Origin of the sequence: Inquilinus limosus (genome assembly GCF_002195995.1) — a bacterium.
GTDB lineage: Bacteria > Pseudomonadota > Alphaproteobacteria > DSM-16000 > Inquilinaceae > Inquilinus > Inquilinus limosus_C.
In genome coordinates this window covers 57,278-72,903 of record NZ_NHON01000001.1, presented here as the reverse complement: position 1 = coordinate 72,903, position 15,626 = coordinate 57,278, and the positions used below count along the sequence as shown (strand labels likewise).

Genomic DNA, 15,626 nt, shown 5'->3' with positions numbered 1-15,626 from the left:
TGTCGCTGTTCGGGATATGATGGCGGTCGTCGTAGGATTGTCAACAATCTTAATGAAGACGACGCTGCCTTCGGCCGCAGCTACAGCCCGAGCAGCCCGGGCAGGCCGCGGATGTCCTGGATCTCGTGATAGCCGTAATAGGGGTTGGGCGGTTCGTGCCCGCGGTTGACGAACACCTTGTTGGTGATCCGCAGGTCATGCGCGGTCATCAGGTCGTAGCGGAAGCTGGAGGAGCAGTGCAGCACATCCTCCGGCCCGCAGCCGAGCTGGTCGAACATGTATTCGAAGGCGCGCATCCGCGGCTTGTAGGCCTGCGCCTCCTGCGCCGTGTAGGCGGCGTGGAACGGGGCGCCCAGCTTGGCCACGCTGTGCGGGATCAGGTCGGTCATCGAATTGGACAGGATCACCAGCGGGATGCGGGTGGCGACCCTGGCCAGCGCCTCCGGCACGTCCGGATGCGGGCCCCAGCTCGGGATGGCGTCGTAGATCGCCTGCGCATCCTCCTCCCGGAACGGCACCCGCCACAGCCGGCAGGTCCGTTCCAGCGCGTTGCGCACGACCTCGAAATACGGCTTCCAGGCGCCGAGCACCTCGTCCAGGCGGTAGGCCGAGAAATCGGCGCAGAAGGCGTCCAGCCGCGCCGCGTCGACCCGGTCGGCATAGATCCGGCGGGCGGCCGGCGCCATCTCGAAATAGATCAGGGTGCCGTAGCAGTCGAAGGTGACGTATTTCGGTCTCAGGGCCATGTCGGTCGCTCTCATCGGATCTGCGATCGGGCCATCCTAGAAGCGGCGGACCGCACGGCCAGCCCCCTCCCGCGCCGCATCGCCGGGCGATCGTGCCGTTTGCGGCCGGCCCGATGGCATGACATGCCGAACCGCCGTGCTCCTTCGGCGCGACCGCCAGGGCGCGGCGGGGCAGGATGCCGGTACAAGCACAGGAGGCACGGAATGAAGTCGGTCGAGGAGCTTTTGGCGGATCTGGTGGGGATCCCATCCGTCTGCCGCACCCCGAACGGGGCCATCATCGACTATGTCCGTTCGTATCTCGCCGAACACGGCGTGCCCGCCGTGGTGCTGCCGGGGCCGGAGGGCGACCGCGCCAACCTGTTTGCCACCATCGGCCCGGCGGATGTGCCCGGCATCGTCCTCTCGGCCCATCTCGACGTGGTGCCGGCGGCGCCGGAGGGCTGGACCGGCGATCCCTTCGCCCTGCGTCGCGACGGCGATCGGCTGTTCGGGCGCGGCGCGGTCGACATGAAGGGCTTCGTCGCCTGCATCCTGGCTTCGGTGCCGGCCCTGGTCGCGGCCCGGCTGGCGCGGCCAGTGCACATCGCGCTGTCCTATGACGAGGAGGTCGGCTGCGTCGGCGTGCGCCACCTGATCGAGCGGCTGCCGCAGCTCTGCGCCCCGCCCTCCGGCTGCATCGTCGGCGAGCCGACCGGGCTTCGGCCCGTGCTGCGGCACAAGGGCAAGGTCGCCCAGCGGGTCCGCGTGCGCGGCCGCGCCGGCCATTCCTCCCGCCCCGACCTGGCGGACAACGCCATCCACCTCGCGGCGGAACTGATGCTGAAGGTGCGGGACGAGGCCCGGCGGATCGAAGCCGAAGGCCCGTTCGACGACCGCTTCGCGCCGCCGGTCTCGACCCTGCAGGTCGGCGTGGTGTCCGGCGGCACCGGCGTCAACATCGTGCCGGCCGAATGCGTGTTCGACCTCGAGGCCCGCGCCATCCCGGGCACCGACCCGGCCGGGCTGTGGCGGCCGATCGCGCGATTCGCCGAGGACCGGGTGGCGGCGCTGCAGGCCGAAGGGCGGTCGGTCGCGGTCGACAGCGAGACCCTCAGCCTCTACCCGGCGCTCGATCTCGCCGACGACCAGCCGCTCGCGGCGCTGGCCGAGGCGATCGCGCAGCAGAAGCGCCAGGCCGCGGTCAGCTTCGGCACCGAGGCCGGCCTGTATCAGCAGGCCGGCGTGCCGACGATCGTCTGCGGCCCGGGCGACATCGACCGGGCGCACAAGCCGGACGAGTTCATCACCCGGGCCGAGCTGGCCTCGGGCGTCGCCATGCTGGGACGACTGCTGTCCCATCTCTCGTTATGATTGTTGACAATCCTACGAATGACGTGATCAAGCTAGTGGGTCGCCGCCGCGACGGGCGCTGACCGGGCGTTCGATCAGGCGGGGCGCGCGATCCAGGATCGATCATGAAGCTGGCTTCCTATTGGATGGATTCCGTGACGCCGTTCCAGGGCGCCGCCGCCGGCCCGGTCGAGGGCAAGGTGGATGTCGCCGTGATCGGCGCCGGCTTCACCGGCCTGTCGGCGGCGCTGGCGTTGGCGAAGCGCGGCGCCCGGGTGGCGGTGCTGGAGGCCGGGCGGGTCGGCGCCGGCGCCTCCGGCCGCAACGGCGGCCAGTGCAACAACGGCCTCGCGGTCGATTTCCAGGGCGTCGCGGCCCGGCACGGCTTGGACCGCGCCCGGCTGCTGTACCGCGCCTATGACGCCGCGGTGGACACGGTCGAGCGGCTGGTGCGGGAGGAGGGGATCGACTGCGATTTCCGCCGCACCGGCAAGATCAAGCTGGCCGCCAAGCCGGAGCATTTCGACAAGCTCAAGCGGGCGCAGGAGGTGTTGGCGCGCGAGGTCGACGCCGACACCGCGCTGGTCGCCGCGGGCGACCTGCGGGCCGAGATCGGCTCCGACCGGTTCCATGGCGGGCTCGTCTACCGGAAGAGCGCGGGCATGCATATGGGCCGGTTCTCCAAGGGCCTGGCCGAGGCGGCGGTGGCGCGGGGTGCGACGATCTTCGAGGACGCGCCGGTGTCGGCGCTGGAGCGGCGCAATGGCCACGCCCATGAGGTGGTGACCGCCCGCGGCCGGCTGACGGCGTCGCAGGTGCTGCTGGCGACCGGCCCGTCGCGCGCCGGCCCCTTCGCCTGGTTCCGGCGCCGCGTCATCCCGATCGGCAGCTTCGTCATCGTCACCGAGAAGCTGCCGCAGGCGGTGGTGGACGAGCTGATGCCGACCCGCCGGATGGCGACGGATTCGAAGAATGTCGGCACCTATTTCCGCATCCTCGGCGACAACCGGCTGCTGTTCGGCGGCCGGGCGCGCTTCGCCGTGTCCAGCCCGCTGTCCGACGCCAAGAGCGGCCGCGTGCTGCAGCGGACGCTGCGCGCGGTCTTCCCGCAGCTCGGCGACGTGCGCATCGACTATTGCTGGGGCGGGATCGTCGACATGACCGCCGACCGGCTGCCCCGGGCCGGCGTGCATGACGGCCTCTACTACTCGATGGGCTACAGCGGCCATGGCACCCAGATGTCCACGCATATGGGCGCGGTGATGGCCGAGGTGATGAGCGGCCGGCCGGAGGTGAACGTCTTCCGCGACCTCGACTGGCCGGCTGTCCCTGGCCATTTCGGCCCCCCCTGGTTCCTGCCCCTGGTAGGCGCCTACTATCGGCTGAGGGATGTCCTGAATTGAGCGGCGGGAGCGACGAACGCGGAAGGGGCGAGCGCATGGCACGGGCGAATGACGGCGGGGGGAAGGTGAAGCAGTTGAAACGCACCACCCTCTCCGGCCAGATCAGCGAGCAGATCCGCGCCTCGATCCTCGACGGCACCTTCCCGCTCGGCTCCCAGCTCAATGAGATGGAGCTGGCGGCCAGCTTCGGCGTCAGCCGCGGGCCGGTGCGCGAAGCGTTGCAGCGGCTGATCCAGGAAGGGCTGCTGCGCAGCGAACCGCATTACGGCGTGTTCGTGCCGGAGTTGAGCGACGAGGATCTGCAGGACATCTACTTCGTCCGCAAGTCGCTCGAGTTGATCGCGATGCGGCGGGTGATGGGCCTGCCCGGCCGCGCCGTCCTGGCGAAGAAGCTGAAGGCGATCGCCCGGCAGATGGAGGCCGCGGTCCGGCGTGAGGACTGGCCGCGCACCGCCGAGCTGGACCTGGAGTTCCACCGCGAGATGGTCGACGCGGCCGGCAGCCACCGCCTGTCCCGCGGCTTCGCCACGCTGCAGGCCGAGACCATGCTGTGCCTGCACAAGCTGATGGGCGGCTATCGCACCAACAAGGCGCTGATCGAGGAGCATCAGCTGCTGGCCGATCTGGTCGGCGGCGACGATGTCGAGGCGGCGCTGAGGGAGCTGGACCGTCATTTCGGCGACCCGGTGCGGACGCTGCACAAGGCCAACGCCCTGCGGCAGGGCAAGACCGACGTCGCCGCCGAGTAGGAGCAGGTCGTGCATCCATCAGGCAACAGGCTCGATCAGATCGACATGCGGATCCTGGTGCAGCTGCAGCGTCAGGGCCGGATGACCAATGTCCACCTGGCGGATGCGGTCGGGTTGTCCACCAGCCCCTGCCTGCTGCGGGTCAAGCGGCTGGAGCAGGCGGGCTACATCACCGGCTACGGCGCCCATCTCAACCTGGCCAGGCTGGGCGAGACCGTCACGGTCTTCACCGAGATCACGCTGGCAGACCAGACTCTGCCCTATTTCACCCGCTTCGAGGCGGCGATGCGCGGCCTGGACGAGGTGATGGAATGCCACCTGGTCAGCGGCGGGTACGACTATCTGGTGAAGTTCGTCACCCGCAGCCTGTCGCATTACCAGGAGGTGATGGAGGGGTTGCTGGAGCGCCCGGTCGGGATCTCGAAATACTTCAGCTACATCGTGATCAAGACCCCGATCCGGAAGACCGAGCAGCCGCTGATGAGCCTGTTTGGGTGACGGATCAGTCCGTCGAACATTGAACCGTCATGGCGGAGGGGCAGGAGCCAGTGGGCCGTCAATACGCCTGCCGGCGGTCGACGGTGTTCTCCAGCGGCAACCCCTCCCGGTGTCGGCGGATGGCGCGGATCACCTGACGGGCGGCGGAGTCCGGATGGGTGGCGCTGGCGACGTGCGGCGTCAGCATCACGCGCGGGTGCCGCAGCAGCGGATGGTCGGGGGCGGGCGGCTCGGTCGCCAGCACGTCGAGTATCGCCGCCGAAACCTGGCCGCTCCCCAGCGCCGCCAGCAGGTCGGCCTCGACCACATGCCCGCCGCGGCCGACATTGACCAGCCCGGCGCCTTCCGGCAGGGCCGCAAAGAGCTCAGCGTTCAGGAGACCGCGGGTCGTGCCGGTCAGCGGCAGCAGGCAGACCAGGGTTTCGCAGGCCCCGAGGAAGTCCGGCAGCGCCTGCGGCCCGGCGAAGCAGGCGACACCCGGGATCGCCTTTTCCGACGCGCTCCAGCCGCGCACGGCGAAGCCGAGGTCGCGCAGCGCCTCGGCCGCGGCCCGGCCGAGCACGCCGAGACCCATCACCCCGACCGTGCGATCGGCACTGCGACGGACCGCGCGCGGGGCCCAGCGGCCCTCGCGCTGATCGGCGAGATAGGCCGGGATGTCCCGGTGCAGCGCCAGCACGGCGTAGAGCACGTATTCGACCATGGACCGGGTGAGGTCCGGATCGACCATGCGGACCAACTGGACACCCGGCGGCAGGCTGCTGAGGTTCAGATGGTCGACCCCGGCGCCGAGGCCGAACAGGACCTCCAGCTTCGGCGCCGACCGCGCCAGATCCTCGGGCGGAATCCAGGCCACCAGATAGGCGGCGTCGGACGGCGGTGCGTCGGCCGACCAGACCTCCAGCGCGATGTCCGGCGCCTCCTCCCGGAACACCCGGTCCCAGACCGCGCCGCGGACCGGGTCGGATTTGTACAGCAGCGTCGCCCGGGTCATGGTCAGCCCAAGGCCTGGTTGATCAGCCCGAAGATCCTCGCGGAACCCGGCCGCTCCGGCCGGTCGCCGCGCCGCATGGTCGCGACCGTGTCGACCCGCGCCAGGCCCGCGGCCGCAAGGCGGCCGGCGAAGGCGCCGTCATCCGGCGTGTCGACTCGCAGGAAGCGGCCGGCATGCTCCTGCAGATGCGGCTGCAGCAGGGCGATGGCGGCGGCCTCGTCCGGCGCCACGATCGGGCCGACGACATGGCCGCGGCCGAACGGCCGGCACAGGCTGAAGCCCTGCAACTCGGCATCCACCTCGTAGCCATATCCGACCGAACGGGCAGCGAGGGCATCCAGCGCCGCTGACCGCTCCGCGCCATAGGCCCCCGTGTCGAGGGCATGGATCCGCGGCCAGTCCCCGGCCGCGATCGGCCGCACCCGCCCGGCCGCGGCGACGGCCGGTACCGGCTGCACCGGCCCCTGATGCTGGTGGATCCGGCCGATCTCCTGGAACCCTTCGGAGCGGTAGAGCCGCAGCCCCGCCGGGGTGGCGTTCAGCTGCAGCACGCGGTCGCCGGCCCGATCGAACAGCCAGCGCATCAGCCGCCGCCCGGTGCCCTTCGCCTGCAGCCGCGGCGAGACGATGATCATGCCGACCGTGCCGAAATCCGGACCGAACGGCCACCACAGGGCCGAACCGATCACCCGGCCGGCGCCGTCGCAGGCCACCACGCCGTCGCCGACCTCGAAGACGAAGCGCCAATCCTCCGGCCGGTGCGCCCAGCCGACCTCCACGGTCAGGGCATGCAGCGCCGGCAGGTCCTGCTCCGTCATCGGGCGCAAGGTCGGGGGAGGGGGGTCCTGGGTCATCGCCACACTCTCTGGTCGGGCCGGTGCCTCAGCTTGCGTCGCCCGGCCTGGCACGATCGGCCGAAAACCCGGCGGCCCGCCATGCGGATGCGCCAAAGCGGCACGCATCCATGGCAGCATCTGCCGCGCCGGCCGGTCTAGCCTGAGGCAGCAGGAGCGGTCGGGTGAGGACCGGGTCACCCCCTTTCTGTCATTGCCGGGCTCGACCCGGCAATCCAGGAGGTGTCGAGACCTTCTGGATGCCCGGGTCAAGCCCGGGCATGACAAGGTGGGGTGGGCTTCGTCACCTGATCGCCCCTCAACCAGTCTCAGCGAAAACAGGGCGCATCCCATGGCTCGTGTCGTCATCATCGGTGCCGGTATCGTCGGTCTGTCCGTGGCGCGGGCGGCGCTGCAGCGCGGGCACGAGGTGCATCTGCTGGAGCAAAGCGAGGTGCCGAACCCGCACGGCGCCTCCTACGACCAGCACCGGATGATCCGCTATCACTACGGCTCGGCCATCGGCTACACCCGCATGGTGGCGCCCGCCTTCGAGGCGTGGTCGCGGGTGTGGGACGACATCGGCAGCGAGCAGTTCGAGGACACCGGCGCGATCGCGATCTCGCTGGAGGCCGGCGACTACGCCGCCCAGACGCTGCAGGCCTTCCGCGAGGTCGGCGTGCCGCATGAGGTGCTGGACCGAGCAGGGGTGGAGCGGCTGTGCCCGCATCTCCAGCTGCCCGAGGGCGCCTGGGGTGTCGTCGCCTTGCCCGGCGGGCCGCTCTTCGCCGGCCGCATCGTCACCGAGCTGGCGCGCTGGGTGGCGGCGCACGGGGCGGTGGTCGAAGGCGGCTGCCGCATCGCCCGGGTGGACCAGGAGCGGGGCGTCGCCGTCCGGGCCGACGGCAGCACGGTCGAGGGCGACCTGCTGGTGGTCGCCGCCGGCGCCTGGCTGCCGGCGCTGATGCCGGAGCGCTACGGCGACGCCACCACCTGGCGCCAGGGCCTGTGCTATGTCGAGCCGCCGGCGCGCTTCGCCCAGTCCTGGCGGGATGCACCGGCCATCGTCACCCTCGGCGACCATGCCGGCTACACCCTGCCGGACCGCCGCGGCGCCGGCCTCAAGCTCGGCCATGGCCCGCATCGCCGCCGCGCCCGGCCGGAGATCGACGGCTTCGGCTCCGACCTCGCCACCGAGGGCGAGGCGATCCTGGCGCCGTTCCGGCCCTATCTGCGCGACGCCGGCGACTACCGCCCGACCCGGATCCAGGTCGGCTACTACGTCCTCGACCCGTCGCGCCGCTTCCGGCTCGACACGGCCGGGCGCGGCCTCGTGGTCACCCATTGCGACGGGCAGATGTTCAAGTTCGGCCCGCTGCTGGGCGAACGCATCGTCGCCATGTTCGACGGCGCCGAAAGCGCGGCCGATCTTGCCCGCTGGGCCGCGGGGTACTGACCATGCTGGATTTCGATCCCGCCGCCGTCGCCATCCCCGCCGGCCACTTCATCGGCGGGCGCCTCGTGCCGGGCGAGGGCGAGGCGATCGGCGTCCGCCGTCCCTCCGACAGCGCGCTCTATGCCGATCTCCCCATCGCCTCCGCCGATCTGGTCGACCGGGCGGTGAGCAACGCGGCCGAGGCGCAGCGCCGGACCGACTGGGCCAGCCGCGCGCCGCGCGAGCGCGCCCGGGTGCTGCGCCGCTTCGCCGACCTGATCGACGCAAGGGCGGAGGAGCTGGGGCGGCTCGAGGCGCTCGGCTCCACCCGGCCGATCGCCCAGGCTTTGGCCGTCGACGTCGCCTCGACCGCCGAGGGCTTCCGCTTCTTCGCCGAATATGCCGACAAGCTCGGCGGCGAGGTCGCGGCGACGCGCAGCGACAGCCTCGGCCTCGTCATCTCGGAGCCCTATGGCGTGGTCGCCGCGATCACGCCCTGGAACTTCCCGCTCAGCATGGCGTCGTGGAAAGCCGGACCGGCGCTGGCCGCCGGCAATGCCGTGGTGCTGAAGCCGTCGGAGCTGACGCCGTTCTCCACCGTGCGGCTGGCGCAGCTGGCGGTCGAGGCCGGGGTGCCGCCCGGCATCTTCAACGTGGTCCAGGGCACCGGCGCCGTCACCGGCGATGCCCTCTGCCGCCATCCGCTGGTCGGCAAGATCTCCTTCACCGGCTCGACCCGCACCGGTGCGGCGATCATGGCGGCCAGCGCCGCCAGCGGGGCCAAGCCGGTGACGCTGGAGCTCGGCGGCAAGAGCCCGCAGCTGGTCTTCGCCGACACGCCGAGCGCGGACAAGACGGCCCGCCAGGTTGCCGCCTCGATCCTTGGCAATGCCGGCCAAGTCTGCGTCGCCGGCTCGCGCCTGATCGTGCAGCGCCGGCTGCGCGACGAGATGGTGGAGCGGCTGGCGGCCCTGTTCGCCGAGGTCCGGCCGGGCCCGACCTGGCACGGGGACACCAGCTTCCCGCCGATCATCTCGACGCCGCAGGCCGACCGGATCGACGGCATCGTCCGCCGCTCCCTCGCCGCCGGCGCCAAGGCGGTGATCGGCGGCCGGCGGATGGCGGCGATCCAGGACGGCGCCTTCTACGAGCCGACGATCCTGACCGACGTCACCGACGACATGCCGGCGGTGCGCGAGGAGATCTTCGGCCCGGTGCTGACGGTCCAGGCCTTCGACGAGGAGGAGGAGGGGCTGGCCCTGGCCGACCATCCCGATTTTGGCCTCGCCGCCGGGGTCCACACCGCGGATCTCGGCCGGGCCATGCGGGCGGTGCGCCGGCTGCAGGCCGGCACGGTCTGGGTCAACCGCTACGGCCGCACGGCCGATTTCATCCTGCCGACCGGCGGCTACAAGCGCTCCGGCATCGGCAAGGATCTCGGGCGCCAGGCGGTTGAGGCCAATCTGCGCCACAAGAGCGTGCTGATCGAATTCTGAGAGCTCGCGACGCTGATCGGGCAACGTCCGGTGTCGAGGAGCCGACGTGACGGCCGCTTTTGGCGCCCTTCAGCGGAATTCGGCTGATCGGCGAAGGCAGCGGCCAATCAGTCCAGCCGCAAGCCGACGGTTCCCAGGATTGCCGCCAACCCGGCGGACAGGCCGCGCAGCGAAAGCTCCGGCTCGACGTCGATCCACTCTTCCAGCGAATGCGCCCGGCCGCCGGTGCCGCCGGAGCCGAGGCAGATCGCCGGCACGCCGAGGCTCATCGGGATGTTGGCGTCGGTGGAGCTGGCCCTGGTCGTCGGGGCGAAACCGAAGGCCGGCAGCGCCGCCAGCGCGGCCTGGACGATCCGCGTGCCGTGGTCGGTGCGGCCCGCGGGGCGGTTGCCGATGCGCTTCATCTCCGCCGTGATCCGGCCGGCGGCGGTGTCGCCGCGGGCATTCTCGGCGGCCACGGCCTCCTCGACCAGGGCATGCAGCCGGGCGTCGAGCCGGTCGAGCTCCGCCTGGCTTTCGGAGCGGAGGTCGATCTCCACCCAGACCTCGTTCGGGATCGCATTGATCGACGTGCCGCCGCCGAAGACCGAGGCGCAATGGGTCGTGCGCGGCTCGGCCGGCACTTCGATCCGCGACAGGCCCTGCACCGCCGCGGCCATCGCATAGGCCGGATTGACGGTGCCGAAGGCGTTCAGCGAATGCCCGCCCGGGCCGCGGAAGGTCGCGCGGTAGCGGTAGGATCCGACGGCGCCGGTCGTGATCGTGTCGAGCTCCAGCCCGTCGATGGTGAAGAAGGCCGTGATCCGGTCGCGCATCGGCCCTTCGGTGAACAGGTGGCGGACGCCGCGCAGGTCGCCCTTGCCCTCTTCCCCGACATCGCCGACGAACAGCAGGTCCTGCTCGGTCTCGATTCCGGCCGCGTCGAGCGCGCGGATGAAGGCCAGCAGCACGGCCAGGCCGCGGGTGTCATCGCCCACGCCGGGGGCGAACAGCTTCGTGCCCTCGCGCCGGACGGTGCAGTCCGTCCCCTCGGGGAAGACGGTGTCGAGATGGGCGGCGACGACGACCATCTGGCCGTTGGCCCGGCCGCGGCGCAGCCCGGTGACGTTGCCGATGGCGTCGCGGCCCACCGCCTCGAGCCCGTGCTCGCGGAACATCGCCTCATAGGCCAGCGCGCGGCGCTCCTCCTTGAACGGAGGGGAGGGGATCTCGGTCAGGGTGATGATCTCCTCGACCAGCCGGTCATGCTGGCGGCGGAGCGTGGCGACGGCCGCCTGGAACTGCGGCGAGGCGATGATCTGCGGGATCTCGGTGGTCATGGGACTCTTGCGGGCTTGGCGGGGAACTCAGGCGTTGACGGTCTCGGGGCCGGCGCCGAGCGCCGCGGCGTCGGGCAGCCGGCCGTCGAACCAGAGCCCGGCGGCCGCGACCGACATGGCGCGGCCATCATGGGCCACGCCGGGCACCTCGGTGAACCGCCAATCGAAGCCGCAGCCCAGGGTCCCGGCCATCGCCTTGCCCGCGGCGTAGTAGTGGCGCGCGCGGTGCAGCCGGCCCGGCCCCTGGGCCAGGGCCTCCGGCTGCGACGGCAGGTTGTCGGCGCCGGCCTCGCAATCCAAGAGCCCGGCCATGACATGGAGCGGGCTTTCCAGCAGCCGCCTCAGTCCGGCCTCGTCGACGCCGGTGCCGGCCAGGCCGGCGGGAAAGGGGGCGTCCAACGTCGGCAGGGAATACCAGCCGGCATTGCCGGTGGCCACGGCCGCGAACGGGCCGAAGCCGAGCAGGGACACCATCCGGTGCAGGAACTGCGCGCCCGCGGAATGGCCGAAGATCCGGGCGCGGCCCGGCGCCATCACCCCGGCATCGACCAGGGCGGCGGCGACCAGCGCCGGCACGCGGTAGATCCAGGTCTCGGCCGGCGTGACCTGCCCGGCCTCGTCGCGGACCATGCCGTCATTGTAGTTCTCGGCGCCCTTGAAGCCCTCATTGGGGAAGGTCGGCGCCACGATCAGCAGGCCGTGCCGGTCCGCCGCCGGGATCCAGAAGTCGCGATACTCGTCGCCGTTGCGCAGCATGCCGTGCTGGACGAAGACCACGTCCTTGCCCGGCCGGTAGCCGGCGGCGCGGTAGGTGTGAAGCACGATCCCGCGGCCGGGCTGCCCCGCGAACGGGAAGGGGATCGCGCTGGTCCCGCTGCTCTCGAGAAGGGACTGAAGCGTCATCGGGGGCCTCGTTCATCGGCGAAGAGATGGCAGGACACCGTGCGGCCGGGGCCGATCGCGCGCAGCGTCGGCGCCTCGGTGCGGCAGCGGGCCATGGCGGAGGGGCAGCGCGGATGGAAGGCGCAGCCCGGCGGCGGGCGCAGCGGCGAGGGCAGCTCGCCCTTCACGGCATGGAAGCGGCGCTTGCGGTTGCGGACCGACGGGATCTCGGCCAGCAGCATGCGGGTGTAGGGGTGGGCCGGATCGGCGAACAGCGCGGCGGCGGGCGCGAGCTCGACGATCTGGCCCAGATACATGATGGCGACGCGGTCGGCCACGTGATGCACCACCGACAGGTCGTGGCTGATGAACAGGTAGGTCAGCGCGCGCCGCGCCCGGAGGTCGAGGAACAGGTTGATGACCTGCGCCTGGATCGAGACGTCGAGCGCCGCGATCGGCTCGTCGCAGACCAGCAGCTCCGGCTCGACGATCAGCGCCCGCGCGATGCCGATGCGCTGCCGTTGCCCGCCGGAGAACTGGTGCGGATAGCGCTGGCGGTAGGACGGGTCCAGCCCCACCTCCGCCAGCGCCGCGTCGACCCGCGCCCGGATCGCCGGCTCGCCTCGCGCCAGGCGGTGCACCCGCAGCGGCTCGGCCAGGATGTCGCCGATGCGCTGCCGCGGGTTCAGCGAGGCATAGGGATCCTGGAAGATCATCTGGACGCCGAGCGTGAAGCCGCGCCGGTCCGCGGGCGGCATCTCGTCGATCCCGGCGCCCTTGTAGCGGATGCGGCCGGCGGTCGGCCGGGTGATGCCGGTGATCATCCGCCCCAACGTGGACTTGCCGCAGCCGGATTCGCCGACCAGGCCCAGCACCTCGCCGCGCCGGATGCTGAGGTCGACCGACCGCACGGCGCGCGCCACCGGAATCTCCGGCCGGCGTCCCGCCAGGCCCAGCAGGCGCTCGGCCAGAAGCGGCTGCCGGGTGAAGCTGCGGCCCAGGCCCTCGATATCGAGGATCGCGTCGTCGGTCATGCCGCGGCCTCCGGCAGCGGGTGGTGGCAGCGCCAGCGCCGGCCGGCCGGGCCGGCGGTGTCCGGCGGCTCGGCCCGGTGGCAGATGTCGGTCGCTCGGTCGCAGCGCGGGTGGAAGGCGCAGCCCACCGGGCGCGCGGACAAGGGCGGCGCGGTGCCCTCGATCTGGCGCAGCCTCTCGCCCCGCGCCGTGTCGCCGGGCACGGAGTTCAGCAGGCCGCGCGTGTAGGGGTGGCGCGGCCGGTCGAGCACGTCGTCGGTCGCGCCGATCTCGACGATGTCGCCGGCATACATGACCGCGATCCGGTCCGCGAGCTCCGCCACCACGCCGAGATCATGGGTGATCCAGATCATCGCCGTGCCGGTCTCGCGCTGCAGCGCCTGCATCTCGGCGATGATCTGGCCCTGGATCGTCACGTCGAGGGCGGTGGTCGGCTCGTCGGCGATGATCAGGTCGGGGCTGTTGAGCAGGGCGATGGCGATCGCCACCCGCTGGCGCATGCCGCCCGAGAATTCATGCGGATACTGCGAGAGCCGGGTCTCGGGCGAGGTGATGCCGACCCTGCGCAGGCTGTCGATGCAGCGGCGGCGGACCTCCGCCGGGGCGACGCGGGCATGCTCCAGGATCGCCTCGGCCATCTGCTCGCCGATTGTCAGCACGGGGTTCAGCGTCGTCAGCGGATCCTGGAAGATCATCGCCAGCGCCGAGCCGCGGAGCCGGCGCTGCGCCTCGGGCGGCAGGGCCAGCAGGTCCCGGCCCTTGAAGATCACCTCGCCCCGGGTGATCTCTCCCGGCCGGTCGACCAGGCCGAGGATCGAGAAGCCGGCCACGGATTTGCCGGAGCCGGATTCGCCCACCAGGCCGAGGACCTCGCCGGCATGGAGCGTGAGGCTGAGGCCGTTCAGGGCAGGCCACGCGCCGCGGAGGTCGTGGAAGACCGTCTGCAGGTTCCTCACCTCCAGCACGGGGGCACGGTCCCGGGTCATGCGCGTTTCGGGTCGAGCGCCGTCCGCAGCCGGTCGCCCACGAGGTTGAGGGAGAAGATCAGCGCCAGCAGCGCGATGCCGGGATAGAAGCTGATCCAGTAGTCGCCGCTCATCAGATAGTCGAAGCCGCTGGCGACGAGCAGGCCGAGCGACGGCTCGGTCACCGGCACGCCGACGCCGAGGAAGGACAGCGTCGCCTCCAGGGTGATGGCGGAGGCGACATGCACGGTCGCGATCACCAGCACCGCGTTCAGGCTGTTCGGCATGATGTGGCGGAACATCACCCGAAGCTGGGGATAGGCCAGGTTGTACGCGGCCTCGACATACTCCTTGGCGCGCTCGCCCAGCGCGGCGGAGCGCATGATGCGGGCATAGTTGGCCCATTGCACCACGACGATGGCGATGATGACCTTGTCGACCCCCCGCCCGATCACCGCCAGCATGACCAGCGCCACCAGGATGGTGGGGAAGCCCAGGATGAAGTCGACCAGCCGCATCAGCAGGGCCTCGACCCGCCCGCCCAGCACGGCCGCGACCAGCCCGACCGTGACGCCGATCGCCAGCGACAGCGCGGTCGAGGCCAGGCCGACCAGCAGGCTGATGCGCATGCCGTAGAGGATCGCCGACAGCATGTCGCGGCCTTGGCTGTCGGTGCCGAGCCAGAAGGTCATGCCGTCCATGCCCTCGGACCCCGGCGGCAGGCGGCTGTCCATGACGCTGAAGGAGGCGAGGTCGTAGGGATCCTGCGATGCCAGCAGGGGCAGCAGCAGGACGATGAGGACGATCGCGCCCAGCGCGGTCAGCGCGCCGCGGATCCGCGGGCGTCGCTTCAGCCCGGCCAGGATCGCCCGGCGCGCGGGCGTGTCGGTCAGCGGCGGGCGCAACGCTTCGCCGTCGGAGCCGGCGGCGGTCACGACAGGCGCTCCACCAGCTTCACGCGCGGGTCGAGCGCCGCATAGGCGAAGTCGACCAGCAGATTGATCACGACGAAGATGAAGGTCACCAGCATCACGTACGAGACGATGACCGGGCGATCGAGCTGGTAGATGCTGGTGATCAGCAGCTTGCCCATGCCGGGCCAGGCGAAGACCGTCTCGGTGATGGTCGAGAAGGCCAGCAGCGAGCCGAACTCCATGCCCAGGATGGTCACGATCGGGCTCAGGATATTGCGCAGGATGTGGCGGCGGACGATGCGCCGGCTGCCGACACCCTTGGCGCGGGCGAATTTGACGTAGTCCTGGTTGCGGGCTTCGGCCGCGCCGGCGGCGGTCAGCCGGATCATCAGCGCGATGTTGGGGATCGACAGGTTCAGCACGGGCATCGCCAGGTGCCGCCACCCGTCGAGAGTGAGGAAGCTGAAGGGAATGCCGAGGACCGCGACCGTGTCGCCGCGGCCGGAAGCGGGCAGGAGGCGCAGCCAGACGGCGAAGACCAGGATCAGCACCAGCCCCTTCCAGAAGCTCGGGATCGAATAGCCGAAGATCGAGCCCGTCATCACCGCGCTGGAGAGGCGGCTGCCGTCGTTCAGCCCGACCCACAGCCCGATCGGGATGCCGACCAGGCTGGCGACCAGCAGCGACAGCGTCACCAGCTCGAAGGTCGCGGGCAGCCGGGTCAGGATCAGGCGCAGCGCCGGTTCGCCATGGACGAAGGATGTGCCCATGTCGCCATGCAGCCCGTTCCACAGGAAGGTGGCGTATTGCATCCAGATCGGCTGGTCGAGGCCCAGCCGCGCGATCAGCTCCTGCCGCTCCAGCTGGGTGGCGTCGGGGCTGATCAGCAGGTCGGCGGGGTTGCCGATGGCATAGACCGCGAGGAACACGGCCACGGACACGGCGAAGAGCACCGCGATGCTCTGCAGAAGGCGCTGGAAGGCGTAGAGCGTCATGTCTGCCGGGACCGGTGGAGGGGATGCCGGC

15 protein-coding genes are annotated in these 15,626 nt (G+C 71.2%); 6 read left to right on the top strand and 9 right to left on the bottom strand.

Annotated features, from left to right (window positions below; translation table 11 throughout):
* Positions 1-80: 80 nt before the first annotated feature.
* Positions 81-746 carry a haloacid dehalogenase type II gene (locus tag BWR60_RS00335; RefSeq protein ID WP_088149023.1) on the bottom strand — a complete coding sequence of 222 codons (666 nt, stop codon included), beginning with the start codon at positions 744-746 and terminating at the stop codon, positions 81-83.
* Between the two features lie 204 nt (positions 747-950).
* On the opposite strand from BWR60_RS00335, the gene argE reads away from it, so the two are divergent.
* The 4 genes from argE (at position 951) to BWR60_RS00315 (ending at position 4,728) form a co-directional block, all read left to right on the top strand.
* Entirely contained in the window at positions 951-2,099 is a 1,149-nt protein-coding gene (gene argE / locus BWR60_RS00330; protein WP_088149022.1) for an acetylornithine deacetylase, read from the top strand.
* Positions 2,100-2,203: 104 nt separating this feature from the next.
* The gene (locus BWR60_RS00325) at positions 2,204-3,481 is read left to right on the top strand and encodes an NAD(P)/FAD-dependent oxidoreductase (RefSeq protein WP_088149021.1); all 1,278 of its coding nucleotides are present in this window, start codon (positions 2,204-2,206) and stop codon (positions 3,479-3,481) included.
* 74 nt (positions 3,482-3,555) lie between these two features.
* The gene (locus BWR60_RS00320) at positions 3,556-4,230 is read left to right on the top strand and encodes a GntR family transcriptional regulator (protein WP_218823242.1); all 675 of its coding nucleotides are present in this window, start codon (positions 3,556-3,558) and stop codon (positions 4,228-4,230) included.
* A gap of 9 nt (positions 4,231-4,239) precedes the next feature.
* On the top strand, positions 4,240-4,728 hold the full coding sequence (locus BWR60_RS00315; protein WP_275542357.1) for an Lrp/AsnC family transcriptional regulator: 489 nt from the start codon (positions 4,240-4,242) through the stop codon (positions 4,726-4,728).
* Positions 4,729-4,786: 58 nt separating this feature from the next.
* On the opposite strand, the gene BWR60_RS00310 is transcribed toward BWR60_RS00315, so the two are convergent.
* Together BWR60_RS00310 and BWR60_RS36780 are read right to left on the bottom strand one after the other, a co-directional pair.
* Positions 4,787-5,722 (bottom strand): 2-hydroxyacid dehydrogenase, encoded by a 936-nt coding sequence (locus tag BWR60_RS00310; RefSeq protein WP_088149018.1) that lies wholly within the window; start codon positions 5,720-5,722, stop codon positions 4,787-4,789.
* A 2-nt stretch (positions 5,723-5,724) separates the two neighbouring features.
* Positions 5,725-6,576 carry a GNAT family N-acetyltransferase gene (locus BWR60_RS36780; RefSeq protein ID WP_179221562.1) on the bottom strand — a complete coding sequence of 284 codons (852 nt, stop codon included), beginning with the start codon at positions 6,574-6,576 and terminating at the stop codon, positions 5,725-5,727.
* 331 nt (positions 6,577-6,907) lie between these two features.
* Between BWR60_RS36780 and BWR60_RS36775 the strand changes: the two genes are divergently transcribed.
* Positions 6,908-8,011: an NAD(P)/FAD-dependent oxidoreductase gene (locus BWR60_RS36775; RefSeq protein ID WP_179221561.1), complete on the top strand. Its 1,104-nt coding sequence runs from the start codon at positions 6,908-6,910 to the stop codon at positions 8,009-8,011.
* A gap of 2 nt (positions 8,012-8,013) precedes the next feature.
* Positions 8,014-9,486: an aldehyde dehydrogenase family protein gene (locus BWR60_RS00295; protein WP_088149015.1), complete on the top strand. Its 1,473-nt coding sequence runs from the start codon at positions 8,014-8,016 to the stop codon at positions 9,484-9,486.
* A 107-nt stretch (positions 9,487-9,593) separates the two neighbouring features.
* Here the strand turns inward: BWR60_RS00295 and BWR60_RS00290 are convergent, their stop codons facing one another.
* From BWR60_RS00290 to BWR60_RS00265, 6 genes are read right to left on the bottom strand one after another with little or no spacing between them, the layout of a single operon-like run.
* Positions 9,594-10,805 carry a M20/M25/M40 family metallo-hydrolase gene (locus tag BWR60_RS00290; RefSeq protein ID WP_088149013.1) on the bottom strand — a complete coding sequence of 404 codons (1,212 nt, stop codon included), beginning with the start codon at positions 10,803-10,805 and terminating at the stop codon, positions 9,594-9,596.
* A gap of 27 nt (positions 10,806-10,832) precedes the next feature.
* Positions 10,833-11,708, bottom strand: coding sequence for an alpha/beta hydrolase (locus tag BWR60_RS00285; RefSeq protein ID WP_088149012.1), 876 nt, complete (start codon positions 11,706-11,708; stop codon positions 10,833-10,835).
* A complete protein-coding gene (locus BWR60_RS00280; RefSeq protein ID WP_088149010.1) occupies positions 11,705-12,721 on the bottom strand; it encodes an ABC transporter ATP-binding protein in 1,017 nt (338 codons plus the stop codon). Before BWR60_RS00280 ends, BWR60_RS00285 begins: the two co-directional genes overlap by 4 nt.
* Complete coding sequence (locus BWR60_RS00275; RefSeq protein ID WP_088149009.1) at positions 12,718-13,707, bottom strand: ABC transporter ATP-binding protein; 990 nt, start codon at positions 13,705-13,707, stop codon at positions 12,718-12,720. Before BWR60_RS00275 ends, BWR60_RS00280 begins: the two co-directional genes overlap by 4 nt.
* Entirely contained in the window at positions 13,704-14,621 is a 918-nt protein-coding gene (locus tag BWR60_RS00270) for an ABC transporter permease (protein WP_088149007.1), read from the bottom strand. Before BWR60_RS00270 ends, BWR60_RS00275 begins: the two co-directional genes overlap by 4 nt.
* The gene (locus tag BWR60_RS00265) at positions 14,618-15,595 is read right to left on the bottom strand and encodes an ABC transporter permease (protein ID WP_088149006.1); all 978 of its coding nucleotides are present in this window, start codon (positions 15,593-15,595) and stop codon (positions 14,618-14,620) included. Before BWR60_RS00265 ends, BWR60_RS00270 begins: the two co-directional genes overlap by 4 nt.
* Positions 15,596-15,626 lie beyond the last annotated feature (31 nt).

Excerpts from the sequence above, each read along its gene's own strand:
- BWR60_RS00335 (WP_088149023.1), bottom strand. The coding sequence starts at position 746 with ATGGCCCTGAGACCGAAATACGTCACCTTCGACTGCTACGGCACCCTG.
- argE (WP_088149022.1), top strand. The coding sequence starts at position 951 with ATGAAGTCGGTCGAGGAGCTTTTGGCGGATCTGGTGGGGATCCCATCC.
- BWR60_RS00325 (WP_088149021.1), top strand. The coding sequence starts at position 2,204 with ATGAAGCTGGCTTCCTATTGGATGGATTCCGTGACGCCGTTCCAGGGC.
- BWR60_RS00310 (WP_088149018.1), bottom strand. The coding sequence starts at position 5,722 with ATGACCCGGGCGACGCTGCTGTACAAATCCGACCCGGTCCGCGGCGCG.
- BWR60_RS36780 (WP_179221562.1), bottom strand. The coding sequence starts at position 6,576 with ATGACCCAGGACCCCCCTCCCCCGACCTTGCGCCCGATGACGGAGCAG.
- BWR60_RS36775 (WP_179221561.1), top strand. The coding sequence starts at position 6,908 with ATGGCTCGTGTCGTCATCATCGGTGCCGGTATCGTCGGTCTGTCCGTG.
- BWR60_RS00295 (WP_088149015.1), top strand. The coding sequence starts at position 8,014 with ATGCTGGATTTCGATCCCGCCGCCGTCGCCATCCCCGCCGGCCACTTC.
- BWR60_RS00290 (WP_088149013.1), bottom strand. The coding sequence starts at position 10,805 with ATGACCACCGAGATCCCGCAGATCATCGCCTCGCCGCAGTTCCAGGCG.
- BWR60_RS00285 (WP_088149012.1), bottom strand. The coding sequence starts at position 11,708 with ATGACGCTTCAGTCCCTTCTCGAGAGCAGCGGGACCAGCGCGATCCCC.
- BWR60_RS00280 (WP_088149010.1), bottom strand. The coding sequence starts at position 12,721 with ATGACCGACGACGCGATCCTCGATATCGAGGGCCTGGGCCGCAGCTTC.
- BWR60_RS00275 (WP_088149009.1), bottom strand. The coding sequence starts at position 13,707 with ATGACCCGGGACCGTGCCCCCGTGCTGGAGGTGAGGAACCTGCAGACG.
- BWR60_RS00265 (WP_088149006.1), bottom strand. The coding sequence starts at position 15,595 with ATGACGCTCTACGCCTTCCAGCGCCTTCTGCAGAGCATCGCGGTGCTC.